The organism is Paraburkholderia sp. MM5482-R2, assembly GCF_050436125.1.
Taxonomy (GTDB): domain Bacteria; phylum Pseudomonadota; class Gammaproteobacteria; order Burkholderiales; family Burkholderiaceae; genus Paraburkholderia; species Paraburkholderia tuberum.
Map to the genome: position 1 here is coordinate 2,810,593 of NZ_JBNDLP010000003.1, position 17,045 is coordinate 2,827,637.

General features: G+C 59.5%; 12 protein-coding genes. 7 read left to right on the forward strand and 5 right to left on the reverse strand.

What is annotated here, in order from left to right:
- The first annotated feature begins 200 nt into the window (after nt 1-200).
- The 6 genes from OKW37_RS34880 to OKW37_RS34905 all read left to right on the forward strand — a co-directional run bounded on the left by OKW37_RS34880 (nt 201) and on the right by OKW37_RS34905 (nt 5,521).
- Complete coding sequence (locus OKW37_RS34880) at nt 201-530, forward strand: hypothetical protein (protein WP_429510048.1); 330 nt, start codon at nt 201-203, stop codon at nt 528-530.
- An 833-nt stretch (nt 531-1,363) separates the two neighbouring features.
- Complete coding sequence (locus tag OKW37_RS34885) at nt 1,364-3,127, forward strand: ShlB/FhaC/HecB family hemolysin secretion/activation protein (protein WP_429403649.1); 1,764 nt, start codon at nt 1,364-1,366, stop codon at nt 3,125-3,127.
- 57 nt (nt 3,128-3,184) lie between these two features.
- Nucleotides 3,185-3,865 (forward strand): CsgG/HfaB family protein, encoded by a 681-nt coding sequence (locus tag OKW37_RS34890; protein WP_429403650.1) that lies wholly within the window; start codon nt 3,185-3,187, stop codon nt 3,863-3,865.
- A gap of 122 nt (nt 3,866-3,987) precedes the next feature.
- On the forward strand, nt 3,988-4,305 hold the full coding sequence (locus tag OKW37_RS34895; protein ID WP_429403651.1) for a DUF4810 domain-containing protein: 318 nt from the start codon (nt 3,988-3,990) through the stop codon (nt 4,303-4,305).
- Between the two features lie 10 nt (nt 4,306-4,315).
- Nucleotides 4,316-4,981 (forward strand): DUF799 domain-containing protein, encoded by a 666-nt coding sequence (locus OKW37_RS34900; RefSeq protein WP_429403652.1) that lies wholly within the window; start codon nt 4,316-4,318, stop codon nt 4,979-4,981.
- Between the two features lie 135 nt (nt 4,982-5,116).
- Nucleotides 5,117-5,521 (forward strand): hypothetical protein, encoded by a 405-nt coding sequence (locus OKW37_RS34905; protein ID WP_429403653.1) that lies wholly within the window; start codon nt 5,117-5,119, stop codon nt 5,519-5,521.
- 153 nt (nt 5,522-5,674) lie between these two features.
- Here the strand turns inward: OKW37_RS34905 and OKW37_RS34910 are convergent, their stop codons facing one another.
- From OKW37_RS34910 to OKW37_RS34930, 5 genes are all read right to left on the reverse strand, one after another.
- A complete protein-coding gene (locus OKW37_RS34910; RefSeq protein ID WP_184061845.1) occupies nt 5,675-7,036 on the reverse strand; it encodes a sigma-54-dependent transcriptional regulator in 1,362 nt (453 codons plus the stop codon).
- A complete protein-coding gene (locus OKW37_RS34915) occupies nt 7,026-8,891 on the reverse strand; it encodes a sensor histidine kinase (RefSeq protein WP_429403654.1) in 1,866 nt (621 codons plus the stop codon). Before OKW37_RS34915 ends, OKW37_RS34910 begins: the two co-directional genes overlap by 11 nt.
- A gap of 90 nt (nt 8,892-8,981) precedes the next feature.
- Nucleotides 8,982-10,307 carry a 2-hydroxycarboxylate transporter family protein gene (locus tag OKW37_RS34920; protein ID WP_311734819.1) on the reverse strand — a complete coding sequence of 442 codons (1,326 nt, stop codon included), beginning with the start codon at nt 10,305-10,307 and terminating at the stop codon, nt 8,982-8,984.
- A gap of 142 nt (nt 10,308-10,449) precedes the next feature.
- The gene (locus tag OKW37_RS34925; protein WP_429403655.1) at nt 10,450-13,158 is read right to left on the reverse strand and encodes a CoA-binding protein; all 2,709 of its coding nucleotides are present in this window, start codon (nt 13,156-13,158) and stop codon (nt 10,450-10,452) included.
- 40 nt (nt 13,159-13,198) lie between these two features.
- Nucleotides 13,199-14,491, reverse strand: a complete 1,293-nt coding sequence (locus tag OKW37_RS34930) for an ATP citrate lyase citrate-binding domain-containing protein (RefSeq protein ID WP_429403656.1) — start codon at nt 14,489-14,491, stop codon at nt 13,199-13,201.
- 1,263 nt (nt 14,492-15,754) lie between these two features.
- Between OKW37_RS34930 and OKW37_RS34935 the strand changes: the two genes are divergently transcribed.
- Nucleotides 15,755-16,774, forward strand: coding sequence for a phytanoyl-CoA dioxygenase family protein (locus OKW37_RS34935; protein ID WP_184061849.1), 1,020 nt, complete (start codon nt 15,755-15,757; stop codon nt 16,772-16,774).
- Nucleotides 16,775-17,045 lie beyond the last annotated feature (271 nt).

Genomic DNA, 17,045 nt, shown 5'->3' on the forward strand with positions numbered 1-17,045 from the left:
GCAGATACGGGCTCGGAACTGCTCGGCAACACCTCGCTGCGAATGTGGCGGCGGGCGTAGGTGGCACGCTTGTGGGCGGCACGGCGGGCGCGGCTACTGGATCGGCGGTCGAGTTGTACAACCAGATGCTCCACCAGAAAAAGAATAGTCTGCTGCCCTCGGCATGTACGGCGTTCTCACCGTGCAACGAGTCGGTAGCAATGGCGCAGGTTAATGCGATCGCTGCAAACGCTAATGCTTCTCCAATCAATGCAATGATGCCATCCGCTGCCACTATCACGGACCAGGACTCGACCGCGTTGGCGCTTGCATCTCCGTGGCTACCGCCTCCGTATGACGTTGCCGCTGCCGTTGCCTCAGCGGGCCTGCAGTCCTTAAGCAATTTTAACAATCCGCCAAGTCAAGCATCGGTCCTATACAACACGGTGAGTACAATCGGCGGTGCATTGCTTCCGCAAGGAAAATGGACGCAGACTCTGTTCACTGTGGGTACGACGGCGGCGCAACCTTATGTCGTTCCGCAGAATTGAAGTATTACTAGCGATAGTTACCAAGAGATACTATGGATAGCAATAAATGGAAGGATGAGCTGACGCCGATAGAACGAACGGTCTACCGTTGTATCTCCTATTTGGCGCTAGCGGTCGTCTTTTGTTGCATTTACTTGCTGCGCAAGCATTCGCCATCAACCGTTATTTTTGCGATTGGGATATTCGCATTACTAATAGCATTGATCTTTGGAGCGGGATACAGCAAGAGCGTCAGGGTGCTAGACCTAAGACGTTTTGATAAACAATCAGATAAACGAGACTCTAGCAAACGATAGAAGATGTCGATGTTTGGCGGTTCCTATCGTATCCTAATGAAGATACGCTGGCAAAGAAGGAGGCCAAGCTGGCTGCACAGCCGCTTGACATTTCTACGAGGCCGCATTATTGCGGAAATATCACGCATCCAGAATTTCGCCGTCCCCCGGTAGGGCCGCGCCGTTCCGCTTGGCCCTACCGCTTCGCCGAATTGTTCTTCGGTACGATCGCGAAGGCGACAATGGTCATCGCCGTTTTGCTTCTTGCTGTTCTCGAAATTTTCAGTGGGGGCGCAGGTGGGAGCTTAAGCGACCTTCCAACAACTCGCAGAGGTTGGCGAAATCTATTGCTCGTTATGCTGACGATTCTCATCGTTGTTGCGCTTGGTATTTATTTCTTTGCCCCAAAGGCGAGTCACCCACATCGCTGAGACGATCGAGCAGCACGGTGGGCATGTTCGAAGGCGCGAACGCGTATCGCTTCAACCGGCAACTGCCCGCTGATTGGCGAACGTCCGCTTCGCCCGCATAATTATCAGAATCAGGAATTGAAGAACAATGAAAGTCAGCAAGCGGCTATCGCTTCTGCCGTTGATAGCCTCTGCCTCGCTCGCGGGACAGGCTGTCCACGCACAGCAGGCCCCGACCCCAGCCGACACGGCGGCAGCGGCACGCGCGAACGCCGAACAGAACCAGCAGGTCAAGGAACAGCACGAAGCTCAGCAACGCGACGCGACAGTCAAAGCGCCGGCCGTGCGCTCGACTGTCGAACGCGCATCGAACTGGCCTGAACTGCCAGTCGAAACGCCGTGCTTCCGCATCGACTCGTTCGTGCTCGACGTGCCCGCGACGCTGCCGGATGCAGTACGCAAACAGGGCGCATCTGCGTTGCCGCTCGACCGCTTCGCCTTCGCCCGCGAATGGCTCGACCATTACCGGGGGCAATGCATCGGCAAGGCGGGACTCGACACGCTCACCAAGGGATTGCAGCAGGCTATTCTCGGTCGCGGCTACATCACCACACGCGTACTGCTGCCTGAGCAGGACCTGTCAAGCGGCGTGCTGAAGTTCGCACTGGTGCCGGGTGTCGTGCGGACGATCCGCTTCGCCGACCCCGCCACGCGCGGCACATGGAAAACCGCCTTCCCGGCGCGCGATGGCGACATGCTGAACCTGCGCGATCTCGAACAGGGACTCGAACAGATGAAGCGCGTCAGCAGTCAGGACGTGGACATGAAAATCGAGCCTACCGACGTACCGGGCGAAAGCGATGTGGTCGTGACGGTAAAGCGCGCGAAGCCCTGGACGGTGGTCGCCTCGGTGGACAACTCAGGCACGCGGGCCACCGGCAAGCTGCAAGGCAACCTGAGCCTCGGCATCGACAACCCGCTTGGCCTGAACGACATTTTCAACGTCGGTGTGAGCCAGGACCTCGAATTCGGTGACAAAGGTCTCGGTTCGCACGGCTGGAACGGCTTCTATTCGGTTCCGTGGGGCTACTGGACCGGCACGCTATCGGCCTACACGAACACGTATTACCAGCAGATCGCGGGCGCGAACGCGACTTTCGTTTCGAGCGGCAATGCGCAGACGGTGGACTTCAGGCTACAGCGCGTGCTCATGCGCAGCCAGAATAACGTACTTGGCGCGCAGTTCCGCCTGACGAAGCGCTTCGGTGAAAGCTTCATTGAAGACACCGACATCCCGCAGCAGCGGCGCAACAACACGTTCATCGAGGCCGGCCTTACCGATCGCCACTACTTCGGCAGCTCGCAGTTCGACGGCAGCCTCGGGTACCGTCAGGGTGTGGGCGGACTCGGGGCGACACCAGACTTCTACGAGAATGGCCCGACTTACCGCTTCCGCATGGCCATCCTCGACGCGAACCTGTCAATGCCGTTCAGGATAGCAAGCCGGCCATTGCGTTACGTGACGAGCGTGCATGGGCAGTTCACGAACAACACGCTGAACTATATCGATGACCTGACCATCGGCAGCCGCTACACGGTGCGCGGCTTCGACGGCGAAACGATGCTCGCGGCCGAACGCGGCTTCTTCTGGCGCAACGAGTTGCAGGTTCCGATTGGATCGACGGGGCAGTCACTTTACGCAGGCATCGACTACGGGCACGTATTCGGACCGAACGCCGCATATCTCGCCGGTACACAGCTGGCAGGTGCGGTGATCGGTGTGCGCGGTAGTGCGTCAGCAAAGGCTGGCGCGCTCGCCTATGACCTGTTCGCCGGGACGCCGATCTACAAGCCGTCAGATTTTCCCACTGCGCGCGTGACGCTCGGTTTCCAGTTGACCGCTCAATTCTGAAATTCACCCCGCCGACGCTATCCGGGTTTTCGGCGTTTCAACAAAGAGGAAAACAAAATGAAGTTATCGAAAACGAATGGTCTTGGAGCCGTTGCTGTTGCCGTTGTCGTGGCGCTGGGCGGATGTGCAACCGAGTCGTCGCACTCGCTGCCGGTGCCTCCCGTCGCCAGTGCGCAGAAGCCAGCGGTGGGCCAACCCATCGGCATTTCAGTCGGCAAGTTCGACAACCGGTCGAGCTATATGCGCGGCATCTTCTCGGACGGCGTTGACCGTCTCGGTGGTCAGTCCAAAACCATCCTGATGACGGCGCTCCAGCAGACTGGGCGCTTCAATGTGCTCGATCGCGACAACCTCGACGAAATCCGCCAGGAAGCAGGCTTCCTCAAAAAAGCACAATCGATCAAGGGGGCGCGCTTCGTCATCACCGGCGACGTAACGGAGTTCGGTCGCAAGGAGGTTGGCGACCGGCAGCTATTTGGCATCCTCGGCCGAGGCAAGAGTCAGGTGGCCTACGCAAAGGTCAGCCTGAACGTCGTCGACACGACGACATCGGAAGTCGTGGCGTCGAGCCAGGGGGCAGGTGAATTCAGCCTTTCGAACCGTGAAGTCATCGGCTTTGGCGGAACCGCCGGCTACGACTCGACGCTCAACGGCAAGGTGCTCGATCTGGCGATCCAGGAGGCCGTCAATCACCTGGTCGAGCAGGTCGATGCAGGTACGCTCAAGGCCGCACAGTAAGTGCGCCGGGCCATTGCGGCCATCCACTTTCAACCGTAGCTGCAATAAACATAATGACGCGATTCACGATGAAGCATAGCCGCATGATGCGGGGAATCTGTCTGCCAGTAATGGCGACAGCCATGCTCCTCACGGGATGCGCGGCGAACCGCCCCCAGCCGCTTTACCAGTGGACCGGCTACCAGCCCGCCGTGTACGACTATCTCAAGGGAGAAAAGGCTCCGCAGGAGCAGATCGATGCGCTGGAAAAGGCCCTCCAGGACATCAGCGGCAAGGGGCACATGCCGCCGCCGGGATTTCATGCGCAATTGGGCATGCTGTACGCGAGTGTCGGGAACGATACCCAGGCCATGCAGGAGTTCGAGTCTGAGAAGCAACTGTTTCCGGAGTCCTCGACCTACATGGACTTCCTGATGAAACATAAAACGAAACAGCCTTAAGCGAGTCGTCATGTCCAGATTCCTTTCTTTCAGACTTTGGTTTGCCCTCTCGACGTTCGCGTTGTTAGCTGCGTGTGCGCAACCCGTCAAGCATGCCGATTACACCGCTTTCAGGAACAGCCGGCCGCACTCAATCCTCGTTCTACCGCCCGAAAACGAGACGACCGACGTGCAGGCGACGAACAGCATGCTTTCGCAGATGACGATGCCACTCGCCGAATCGGGTTACTACGTGGTGCCAGTGGCGGTGATGGATGAGACATTCCGCCAGAACGGCCTGACCGTCCCGGCCGATATTCAGGCAACCTCCCCCGCGAAGCTTCGGGAGATCTTCGGTGCTGACGCCGCGCTGTATTCGAAGATCACACAGTACGGCTCCGTGTACCACATCGTCGACAGTGCAACAGTAGTAACGGCGTCCGCCAGGCTGGTCGATCTCAAGACCGGTGACGTGCTATGGCAGGGTAGTGCGAGCGCCAACAGCAATGAGGGCAACAACAATGCTGGCGGTGGCCTGATCGGCATGCTGGTCATGGCAGCGATCAAGCAGGTTGCGAATTCGCTGACGGACAGGGGGCACGATATTGCCGGAGTGACGAGCTATCGGCTTCTGCATGCCGGGCCGCCGAACGGGCTGCTTTACGGGCCACGGTCACCTCAATACGGCACTGATTGAACAATCCTCGATCAGCAGGGACCGGCTGTGGCGGCAGATGGCTCGTACGGTACTGGGTTGTCGACGGCACCGCATTTGTATTCCTGACGCAAAAGCTGCCGGTCCCTATGCAGGAACTCTTCAATCGAGGGTTTTATGGTGCGTGTGGCTTTCTTGCGCGATCTTTCTCTGGAAGGCCATCTTGCTCTGGCAGTCTTTCGATCCGGGCACGGGACGGCAGAGACGATGGTGAGTCTGCTGCGGATGCTCTATATGACGTACTTCATGCTCGGAACCGCTTGCCCGGAAGCAGACGTCGCGCTTTTTCGCGAAGCGGGGACCGTGCTGGACAGCAGTATCTCCGCTGCCGCACAGGGGCATTGCTGGCAGGTGTCGACGGAACATACCGTCACTGTCGGACAGGTCGCGTCGCGTTACGACGAGGTGCTTGGCAGTGTGCCGAAATATCGTTATATCGAATCGTGCGACCGGCTGTGCCGGTTTGTCCATTCGGCTGCGACATCGCCGTTGCCGGGTAGTCAGTCGCTGCGTAGAAAATAGGACTTGGTCAGACAGACGACGTCAGATCGTCGGTCTCAGTGCGGCCATCAACCGTCATTCGTTCGCGTCGTTACTCGGACATTCACACGTCCGTTCCACCCAGGAAGCAGCCACGATTCGCGATATTGAGCGCTGCATGATCGGGGCGCTCCCTCAAGCGTCGAGTCCTTCGCTTTGCTCGTCTCCGCCCGGAAACTTCAGTTGACGCACCTTGTGATAGAGCGTCTTTTTCGGCATTCCCAGTTCAGCGCTGGCCTCGGCGATATTGCCGTTGTGCCGCCGCAGCATATCCGCGATCAGCATATGTTCGAAATGGGCAAGTTGCTCCGCAAGCGTTCCGGTTTTAATCCGCTGCCCGCCGGCCGGCAGCAGGCGGTCGCCATCGAGCCCAAGGACAAAGCGATCCGCGACGTTCTGTAATTCCCGCACATTGCCCGGCCACTGATGCGTCATTAGCTCCGAGACCTGGGATGCAGACACAATCGGAGCCGACAGCCCAAAACGAAGTGCGGCAGCGAGTACGAAGTGCTCGAATAGCAGCGGTATGTCTTCTCGACGTTCGCGCAGAGGGGGTAAATCGATCAGCGCGACGTTCAACCGATACAGCAGGTCAGCGCGGAAACGTCCGTCTGTCGCAAGTTCGACGAGATCTGCCTTCGATGCCGCCACGATCCGGCAATCGACAGCTATCGCCTCGTTCGAGCCCAGTCGCTCAATCTGGCGTTCCTGCAATACCCGCAGCATCTTGATCTGCAATGCGATCGGCATGGTTTCGATCTCGTCCAGAAAGAGCGTGCCGCCGGTGGCCCATTCGATCTTGCCGATGCGGTTCTTGATTGCACCCGTGAACGCACCGGCCTCATGACCGAATAGCTCACTCTCGAATAGCTGCTCCGGTAAGCCGCCACAGTTGAGCGCAACGAAATGATGATCGCGGCGCCCACTGAAATCGTGCAGTCCACGGGCGATCAGTTCCTTGCCCGTGCCCGTTTCGCCGGTAATCAGCACCGACACTGAGGTATCCGCCAGCCGCAGGATTTTCCGTCGAACCTCGACGATCGCGGGTGACTTGCCGAGCACAAGCGCCTCTATTCCCTGCCAGTTGTGCAATGCCGCGCGCAAACCCTGCACTTCGAGCGTTAGACGGCGCTTCTCGACTGCGCGTGTCACACGACTCACGATGTGGTCCGACGAAAAAGGCTTCTCGATGAAATCATAGGCGCCCGTTCGCATCGCCCCCACCGCTGTCGCGATGTCCGCGTGCCCGCTGATCAGTACAACAGGGATCTGTGGATCGATCGCAAGGACACGTTCGAGCAATTTCAGACCGTCGATGCCCGGCATCCGTACATCGGACACGATCACCACCGGTGCACCCGGTGCGACCTCCGCCAGCGCCGCGGCCGCCGACTCATACGCCCGCACTGGAAAGCCAGCCAAAGCAACCGCCTGCTCGACGCCGAGACGCACGTTCTCATCGTCTTCGACCACAACAACGCTGATCTCATCGCCCATTGGCTGCCTCCTGCTCCGTCGCCACGGAGAATTCAATCGTGAATTGTGCGCCGCCGTTGGGTCGGTTTGCAGCGGAGATTCGCGCCCCAAAGCCGTCCACAAGACGCGAGGTAATCGCGAGCCCGAGACCCAGGCCGCGGCCTCGCGGCTTCGTCGTCACGAATGGTTCGAATAGATGCGCCAGAACCTCCGGCGCGATGCCCGCGCCACTGTCGCTGACGGTGAACCGCACACGGCTCGGCCGTTCGGTTCTGGAAGCTTCGATGGCGATCACGCGCTTATCCTGATCCGCGACGGCATCCAGCGCATTGCCGAGCAGGTTGACGATCACCTGCTGCAGCTGGCTCGGCTCTGCGCATATCGTCGTGCCGGCCGGGATCAGGACATCGAGTTGCACCTGCTCATCGCGAATCCGTGCTTCGTAGATCAGCACCGCATGCGCGACCGCTTCATTCAGTGACACCGCGACACGTTCGAATTCAGGCTTGCGGGCGAAGGTCTTAAGTTCGCTTGTGAGTATCGCCATGCTGTCGACGAGCCGCGAAATTCGCTCGAGGTTTCCGATGGCAGGCGCAGGCTGATTGCGTTCGAAAAACGTCCGTGCATTGTCGCAGAGCGTTTTGATGGCAACGAGCGGCTGGTTCAGTTCATGCGTCAGACCGGCCGCCATTTGTCCGAGCACCGCGAGCTTGCCCGCATGCACGACCTCTTGCTGGGAATCCCGCAGTAGCTGCTCGGTGCGTGTGCGCTCGACAATCTCCTCCCGCATCCTTTCATTGGCCTGCGTCAGTGCCGCCGTGCGCTCGCGAACCGTGATCTCCAGCCGATCATTGGCGCTGCGCAGCGCGTCCTGTGCCCTGAGTTTTTCCGCTATGGCGCGGCGGCGCTGGATCGCATAGAGGCAATACAGTCCGATGATGAGGAAGCCCCCCGTGATGAACGCAAGCGCGATTTGTTGCTGGCGCCGCGCGCTGGACACGTCGAGCAGAATCATGATCGAATCGCCGGCCTGGGGCGCGGTTCGCGACATTGCCAGGTATCGCCGCTCGTGGCCTGGGCGACTCCAGTCGGGAAAGCGTGCAAACCACGACGAAGTGTCCCAGTCACCGAGACGCCGGTATGGCAGCGCTTCTACGCTACGGCCGGCATATTGCCGCGATGCCTGGATCTGGCGTTGCTGCTGTGCCGTTATCGGTCTAAGCGACGTGAACTTCCACGCCGGAACCGTGGAAATGACAATCACGCCGTTACTATCGATCACCATCGCCGCGACGCCCGGCACTCTCCACGCGGATTCAAGCGCGTCTACGCTGACCTTGACGGCCGTGGCCCCGATCGGCCCGCCATCCTCTCGCACCGCGCTCGCGAAATAGAGGCCAGGCATGCCGGTGTTCGTGCCGATACCGAAGAACCGGCCCGATCCATGTGCGAGCGCGTCCTGGAAATACGGCCGATAAGACACGTTGGTGCCGACGAAGCTTTCTGGCCGATTCCAGTTGCTCGCGGCGATGACCAGACCGTGCTGGTCGATCACGTCTACGGCAACGCTGCCGGCGTCGCGATTCACTGCGTCAAGATAGGTATTGACCGTCTGTAGAAGTCCGGCCGGTGGGTGGGGCATCGCACTCAACAACGCGCGCACGCTTTCCTGCCTGGCGACGATCGAAGGCATCATCTCGTAGCGTCCGAACTCGCTCCCGAGGCTGGCAGCATACAGGTCGAGCCGGTGTGCGCCGATCTCCACAAGCGCACCGATCGAACGGTCCCACGCAAACTCGACCGCGGCGGCAGCCACACCGACGTAAAGCGCGGCGGCGGCCATCCATCCCCACAACGGAATACCGCTTATTTTCATGCCCAAGGTCGCCCCGCGGCGCTCAATTGCAGAATGACTGCCGATCCCGACGTGGGGAACGGCGTCCCGACGCTTGCCAATAGCAACTCATCATCCCATGCGCGCTAGAACTATCAGCGTGACCGTGACGACAATCGCCCCGCCAATGCGGGTGGCAATCTGCGCAAACGGCATCAGTTGCATGCGGTTGGCCGCCGTGAGGATGGCGACGTCGCCGGTCCCGCCCTGCCCACTGTGACAGGCGTTCACGATCGCTGTGTCGATAGGGTACATCTTCAACATGCGCCCGACCAGGAAGCCGGTCCCCATCAGTGTGGCCACCGTCGCGACGATCGTGACGATGTTCGCCAGCGTGAACGCAGCCATCAGTTTGTCCCACGGCGTCATCGCCACGCCGATCGCGAACAGCAGCGGATAGGTCACGGCCGTCGAGAAAAACTTATATACGACGAACGCGCCTTCCTGTAATGGCGGCGATACCGCCCGCGCGAGCTTGACCAGCACCGCGAGAAACAGCATGGCCACCGGCGCGGGCAGCCCGAACATGTTGCGACACATCAGCCCCAGCAGGTACAGCGTAATGGCAGTGATTCCAGCCGCCGCGATGTGGGAGACGTCGACGTGCCCGCGAATTTCTTCCTCCACCGGGTTCATCTGGTCCACCTCGCCGGCTTGCAAACGCCCCTGACCCGTGAGATGCGGAAAGCGTTTGCCGACCATATCGAGCGCGCCCGCGAAGATGATCGCGGTGAGACTGCCAAGCATCACGGGCGGCAGCACCAGGGCGAACAATTCGCCCTGCGGCAGATGAAGGATTTCTGAATAGCCGATCGACAAAGGTATCGCGCCTTCGCCGATGCCGCCCGCCATGATGGGTACCACGACATAGAACAACGTATGGCGCGCGCCGAGCCCGAGTGCCGTGCCGACCAGCGTCCCGACGATGCCCGCCGCGACCGAGCCGAGCCCGAGCGGAACGAAGATCTTGATGAAGCCTTGAATCAGCACACGCCGGTCCATGCTCAGAATGCTGCCCACGATGATCGACGCAATAAACAGGTACAGGAAGTTGGTCGATTTCGTGAAATCCGTGGTAAGCGTGAGGATTGGCTTGGGCAATAGGTGGTAGTAGGTCAGCGCGGAAGGTATAAAGGTCGCAAAGATCGCGGCCGCGCCGATATTGCGCACGATCGGCAGGCGCTTGCCGATCTCCGCGCAGGTGAAACCGAAGAAGGCCAATACGGCGATCGCCATTGATATCTCGCCGGGCACCTTTCCGGTGATCGCGAAACCCGCGATCAGCGCGAGCAGGATAACGTAGACCGGCAGCGGAATAATGCCGATCCGGTATTCCATCAGTTTCCACCAGCCCTCAGGCCAGAATCGGGGCTTGATTTCGGGTTGCGGCGCCGGCACCGGTACCGGCTGTGATGTGTGTGGAGTGACTGGCACGACGTGTCTCCTCGGCGTTTGAAGCCCGGTGCTGCATTCCGATAAATCAGTCGAATGCGGCCCGGTCTTCGGACTGATCAGTCGATCGTAATACAGCTTTTGGCTCTCACGCGACGAATCGCACGTTTGCCTGAGGTGTGCGAGTGTCCAGGTTGCGACCGCGATTCAAGTGGTCGTCAACCTCCGCAGCGCAGCCGATCATCCGGCCATACAGGAACACGGTAAAGGCCGCGGTCTCCAGCGCCTGACTGGAGAACTCGCCAGCCCGATGGCGCGCCCACAGCATCTTCAGCAACACCGAGGCAATCACTGCATCCACGTTGACCGCGAACACGTTGCGCGTCACGTTTTCGTCGTACAACGCCTGCACCAGCGCACGGTAGTAGTCGTGGAAGACGTTGTACTCGCCCCGAGCCTCGAAGCGTTGACGCACGAACGCCTCACGGGGATCGACGTTGATGGGCTTGCCCTTGAACACCGGATGGTTGATGCAGGGCAGTGCCGTGGCTTGCTGTGCGCCGACCTCCTTGCGTTGTGTCCGCTCCTCGCCATATGCACGTGCGAATCCGGCAGCCATCGCTTTCAGGTCGAGACCGTGCGCCGGATCACCGGGATCGGTCATCGCGACCTCCTTGAAACGCTCAAGCAGGAACGCCACCCCCTCGAAGCCATTGCCGCCATGCGCGTAGCCCGCGTGGGTGAGAAAGCCGACCATCGCTTTGTTGAGTTGGACTCGTTCCGGCGTTTCGGGACCGTCCGCCGATACCGCGCCCTTCGCGCCCTGCGCGGAAATCGCGCCCGGTCCGTTCGTGAGCAGCAGGCCCACGAGTGTCTGAAATCCAAACAGCTCAGCTTCATCCGGCTTGGCCCCAATCAACGCAGCGCACGCAACATCGGTCAGCGAGCGCTGTCCTAGCACCTCGTCCATCGCGATACCGCAGAAGCGTCCCGCTTCATGTTGTCCGGCGTCGACCGACGCGCCGATCAGCGTTCCGAACAGGCGCATCCACCATGGCAGGTTTTCGACGGTCATCCGCGATACGCGTTTGCGCATCAACGGCCCCCACGCGAGCGTCGTGGTGATTGCAGCCAGCACGGCATCGGCGCTCGGGTGTCCGTCGAGGCCCTGTAAATAGCGGATGAACGCGGACTTCGCCTCTCTATCCGTCAGGCCAGCGAGCATCGCCTGGGCCTTTTCGTCAGGCACCTCACACGTGAGCAAGGCTCGCGTCTCGGCATCGTCGGACTGCAGCAACGACAACTCGAGCCCCTCGTCGAGCGCGTCCCGCAAGGCAGCCGTGGTGCCGAGTTCGACCAACGCTCGCGCGGCCCGGCGCGCGCCGTCGGCGCGACCCGGGCCGACAATGCTCGCCGCCGCCGCGAGTACGCTGTTTGGCGCATTGCCCGCGCCACGAGCGGCCTGCGCCGCCGCGAGCGTCGTATCGCCATGCAGGTTGAGTTCGGCACCGACCGCAACACTGACGAGTTTCGCGTCGTTTGTGCCCCCCGGTTCGTGCAACAGCGCGAGGCAAAGGTTGCCCTCGAGCGAATACTGCGCGGCCTGTAGCACCGGCACGCCGTGCAGACTTGTCACCTGCGTGTCCGGGTCCATCTGCGATGCGCCCGAAGCGTCCTTCATATTCTGGCGGGGCAACACGATGCCGACCTGTTGGTTTAGCGCGGCGATCTGTGCGTCATACGGCGGCAACGCTGTGACAACCGGCAGGTCGAGCTCGGGCGGCAATGCAATTCCTATTGACGAGCGAAACCATGGCTTGAGCGCGAGACTGCCTTCTGGCGCGAAGTCGGGCCGCGCGCCGTTTTCATGCATCACCGCCGTCAGAGCCGCCGGAATGTGGGCGATATTGGCTACGAGCGCGCCTTTTGCGCTGCACACCGGATCGTCCGGTGTGAACGGTCGATCGACGCCAAACTTCTCCATGAACCAGCGCTCTTTTGATGCAGCGTCGTCGTTGCCGCCGGCCAATGCTCCCGCATGGCCGACCGCGCGCGTCAGTTTCTGCTTCCAGCGGCCGACCACGCAGGCGACCACCGGCTTGCTGAAATTCGCTTCGAGTTCGTAGTATCCGCCCGGCTCCGAGTACAGCACGGCCGCCTTGCTGCGCGCGTCATTGGCGAGCGCGAACGCGAACTCCGGCGCCGCGAAATGGATATAAACGTCCTTCCCACTCGACATCAGCGTAGTCGTTCCCCAGCCGGCCATTCGCAGGTATGTCGCGATCGTTGTCGTGAAGTTTCCCGAGTTTGAGAAGATCGCGATCGAGCCTTTCCTGAGTGCCTCGTCAGGGCTATCGCCGCCGAGTGCGCCGCCGATGCGCACGCGGTTCCACGCATCGGCAATACCGAGGCTATTGCCGCCGAAGATGTCAATGCCGTTTTGCTGTCCCATCGCACGTATTTCGCGCGAATCGTGCACGGACAATTTCTCCGTGACGATGAAGATCTTCTTCAGTTCTGGATTAACGCGAATCAGTTCGGCCACACCGTCGCGCGCGGCGGATGGCGGCAAATAGATCACGCCGCAGTTGAAATGATGGCCGTCCTGCAGCCCTTCCAGCACGCTGTTGTACACAGGGATATTGCCAAGCGAAGTCTCCAGCACCTGTCCGCGGCGTCCGGGCGACGTGCCGAAAACGACGTTACCTCCCGAATACGCGTGGCCCACCGGCGTGACTTGCCGCGACTCGCCCCCGAGTATGTTCAGCACGCACACGCGGTCCTCGCGGCAGGCAGCCTGCGCGAGCGAACTGATGCCGACGTAGTATTTGAAATCTCCTGCACCTTGCCTGTACATGGTCTTCCTCCAGATTGATTTATGCTCGAGTCATGAAGGCTCAGGCTTGGGCGGGCGCGCCTTGCGCACTGTTGAGCGTCGCGGTGACCAGCTCGCGGCCGCCTGCTTTCATCCACGCGTCCGCCGCCTTCGCGTACTGGATGACTTCGCTGATATCCGAATCGAACCCGAAAATGCTGTAGGGCAGGCCGAGCGCATCGCAGGTGTCACGCATTGCGCCCATGCCGCGTACAAGATTAGGGCCGCCGCGCCCGATCACCACGTAAAGCGGCGTCGGTCCGTTCTTGCTGAAATGCTCGCGCAACGCATCGGCCATTGCGCGCAGCGTCTCGAAGATATCGGTGTTGTTAGACTTCCCGCCGATGATGAACAGCACGTTGGTCTGTTTCAGCCAGTGCTTGAAACAGATGCGAGCCACTTCCTTCATCTTTTCGTAGGGAGGATTCCCACCGAAGTCCGAGGAAATGATCGCGTCGTCGCCCAGAATCTCCGACACCAGCGAGTTGGCCCCGCCGCCAAAAGTCGGCGCGAGGATCGTGCCGCCTTCGTTGATCACGTAGACGTCGCTTTGACCCTGGTAGGTCCGCAACTGGTTGATCTCTGATTCGAAATCGGAATAGTCGACCGAGAACACGTGCGCGGGTATGTCGAGCCGCTGCCAGCGAACGTCGTCGCGATCAAAGCCGCATTTGAAATCGCATGCGACTGGCGTCAGCCGGCCATCGCGACCGGGCTGCATGCGGATCGGGTTTAGCTCTAGCGTCGTCATACCGAAGTTGTGATAGAGCTCCCACAGTTTCGGCAGGTGTTGAACCAGCGGCGAGATGATTTCCTTAGGCGCGTTCAGGCGCGACAGCGCGTTCGCGACGACGAACGCCTTCAGTCCGGTGAGCGGATCGAACGGCACGTGCACGATCATGCTCGGATCAAGTTCTTCGATGTCGACGCCGCCGTGATGCGTGAGTGTCATCGTGGGCGCCCTGAAGCGCGTCGAATCAGTGATCGAGAAATACACTTCATGCTGCGCCGGCACTGCGCCTTCGAAGGTCACGCCATTAGCCTTGGCGGTCTGATCTCCATGCCGATGTTCGGCGAAGTACAGGCGCTCCTTCTCCTTCAGTGCGGTTTTCAGGTCGCTCGCTCGCCCGATGAGTCCCGCCTTGCCCTTTTTGCCTATCCCACCCTTGAACATCGGCTTCACGAATACCGAGCCATGACGATCGATCAGGGCTTTGATCTGCTCTTCGCTTGCGTCAGGGCCGAGAACTTCGGCAGTGGGAAAACCACCGAATTTCAACAGTCTTGAGCCGTACAACATACCAGTGACTTGCATATCGTCTCCTTGTGGGTTGCTTTCTGAATGGACCGCGGGGTGGCATCGTCGGGCGTGCCGGATACAGTGACGAACAATCGACGGACGCATCTGTCCCGCCGTCCGCGGGAGGCAGTCGGTGACCAGGGCAGAGTGGGAAAAGTCGAGTTGCGGCTTAGTAGCGCCGCGCGCGTGAGCGCGGGGGGATAAATCGAATCATGGATGTCGTCTCCGCAGGTGAGTCCTATTTGGACTGCTTTAATGGCGTTGAATGCTCTATGCGTTAAACAACGCAAGGCCCGTGCCATCGATCGCCTGACGTGGAGGTCGCGTATCTTATTGATTTATATGGATTTCATTGACCTGAAAATGACTGGCAGACGAACCGATTCTCGAAAGTCAGAATCCGCCGGCCGTGCAGGCTGAGACTTCAGCCGCCGTAGAAAGCCGAGCGTGGAAAAATTGACGTCGCATTCGGGCATCGGGGACGCGGTCTCCAGCGCGCATTTCCCAACTGTCCGCGGTGACCAGTGCTTCTTGCCGAAGATACCGTCAGGCCATTCCCAAAATCAGCAAATAAATCGACTGCGCGACTGACCAGGATGCGAGCGGACTCCAATGCCCGCGAAGGCCGGTTTATTGCCGTCCGATGCGGCAGGACAAGTGGCCGTTGTCGGACTTGAAAGCTGCCGCCGAGTCCCGCCGGTGTTCAGCGGCGGCAGTGGGTCGATCTGGTGCGTTCGCGGTCGGCCGCGTTCGGCCATGAAGCGTCATTCGCCCGCACCATAGCTGGGACATTCGAAAGTCGGCTCCGCTCGCAAACGGCCATTCATTTCGCAGGGTCGAACGCTGCGTTTCGGCCTTTGCCGACGTTCGTCGATCGACGCTAACGCATCCGCCCATCGCTCCAAATCGGCCCATTCACCGCGCGACGACTTCGAACGGCTGCCACCGTGGCCTCGCTGAATGCTTATACTCGACCCCAAACTGCCATTCGGCAAGCTTGGGGATGCGATTGCGCGCGCCGGTGCCTCTTCAGCTGCCGCGGCTCCGGTTTCGGCTTCGCGGCGCCAGGCGCGGTTCTCGTCACACAAACGGGAGACGATCAGAGATCACGGCTCGTGATCTTTTCGCTAACTGGCGCAGCCTCGGGTCTCGGCTGGCCAAAATCTTGTCGTCTTCCGACTCCGCGATTTCGACGACGTCCCTGCAACTAACATCCATTTGTCCATTTCGATTCGACAAACGGGCAGTGAGAGGTCGAAAAGACCATGGGAGAAAGCAATGGCAAGCGCGCCCCTCAATATTGACGATTCGGGCTGCAGCCTTGAAATCAGCGTCGACGAGACACCGGCAAGCTCACGTCGTGTCCGGGCCGGTGACAAGAAAAATGAAGCAGCATTATTTTGCAGTGAGTTTCTCTCTGTCGACATCGATCAGATCGTCAGCGATCTAAATGTAAATGGATATTACGCCTTCCCCTCGGCGATATCGCAATACACGCTGAAAACCATCGAGCGCGACGCGACACAAACGAGACTTGGGCTGAATGAAAACTCCATCAGCGGCGTCTACTCCGAGAAACAGTACTACCTGACCAATCTTCTCGCAGTTTCGAAGACCTTCTACAACTTTGCCACCTCGTCGTTAGTGCTCAAAATCTGCGAGCGATATCTGGGCAACGAATTCCGGCTGAAAGCGCTGCGTTATTATGAAACATATGGTGGACACCATATGCAGTGGCACACCGACAACAAGACTGACAAAGCATTCGCTCATATTCCGGGAATCATTTTTATTTTTTATGTCTCGGATGTCGAGGATGGCGAGTTTCAATATATCGAAGGCTCTCACCTTTGGTCGGGCGAAAAGGCATATAGCGACTATACCGACGAGTTTATCGAAGCGAACTACGAGTCCGCGATCAGGAGCTTCAAGATGCCCAGTGGCTCCTTGCTGATCTACAACACATACGGCATACACAGAGCGAGGCCCGTCAACAACAAGAATTTCGTCAGGAAAAGCGTCTTCCTCCAGGTAGACAGCGAAATCCAAAGGTCCGAGCCGATTATCGTCAACACCGAATTCATCACCCGGTTGAATGACCAGATCTCGATGTTTTTGGGCTTTGGGCAACCGTCCGACTATGAGGTCTTTCCAAAAACCACGCTGAACTCCTTGCCCCTCGACAAGAAGATTATCCGCGTGATGACGAGATATGTTTTGTATCGCCTCTCCCGCGGGGCTTTTTCCAGGCTCCCGCAGTCTGTCCGACTCGCCGTCAGGCGGCTCATCAAAAGGTAGTCGGTTGCGCGGCGGCTCGCCTGCTCTCTTATATAGGTTGCTGACTTAGGGAGTCCTTCTTCTTGAACGAGCTCGTTGCATCGCTTGCGGATGCGACGAATCTCATCTGGACGTCAAGTGACATGGAAATTTTTAGCGGGACGGTGACCTTCTGGTTCATCGACCGGGCACTCGCGACGCGTCGCACTTCCTGATTTCCCCGCCTGTTTCATCAACACAGCCCCGCTTCGACGGGGCTGTTTCGTTTTTGGAGACGCGCAATGATCCTCAC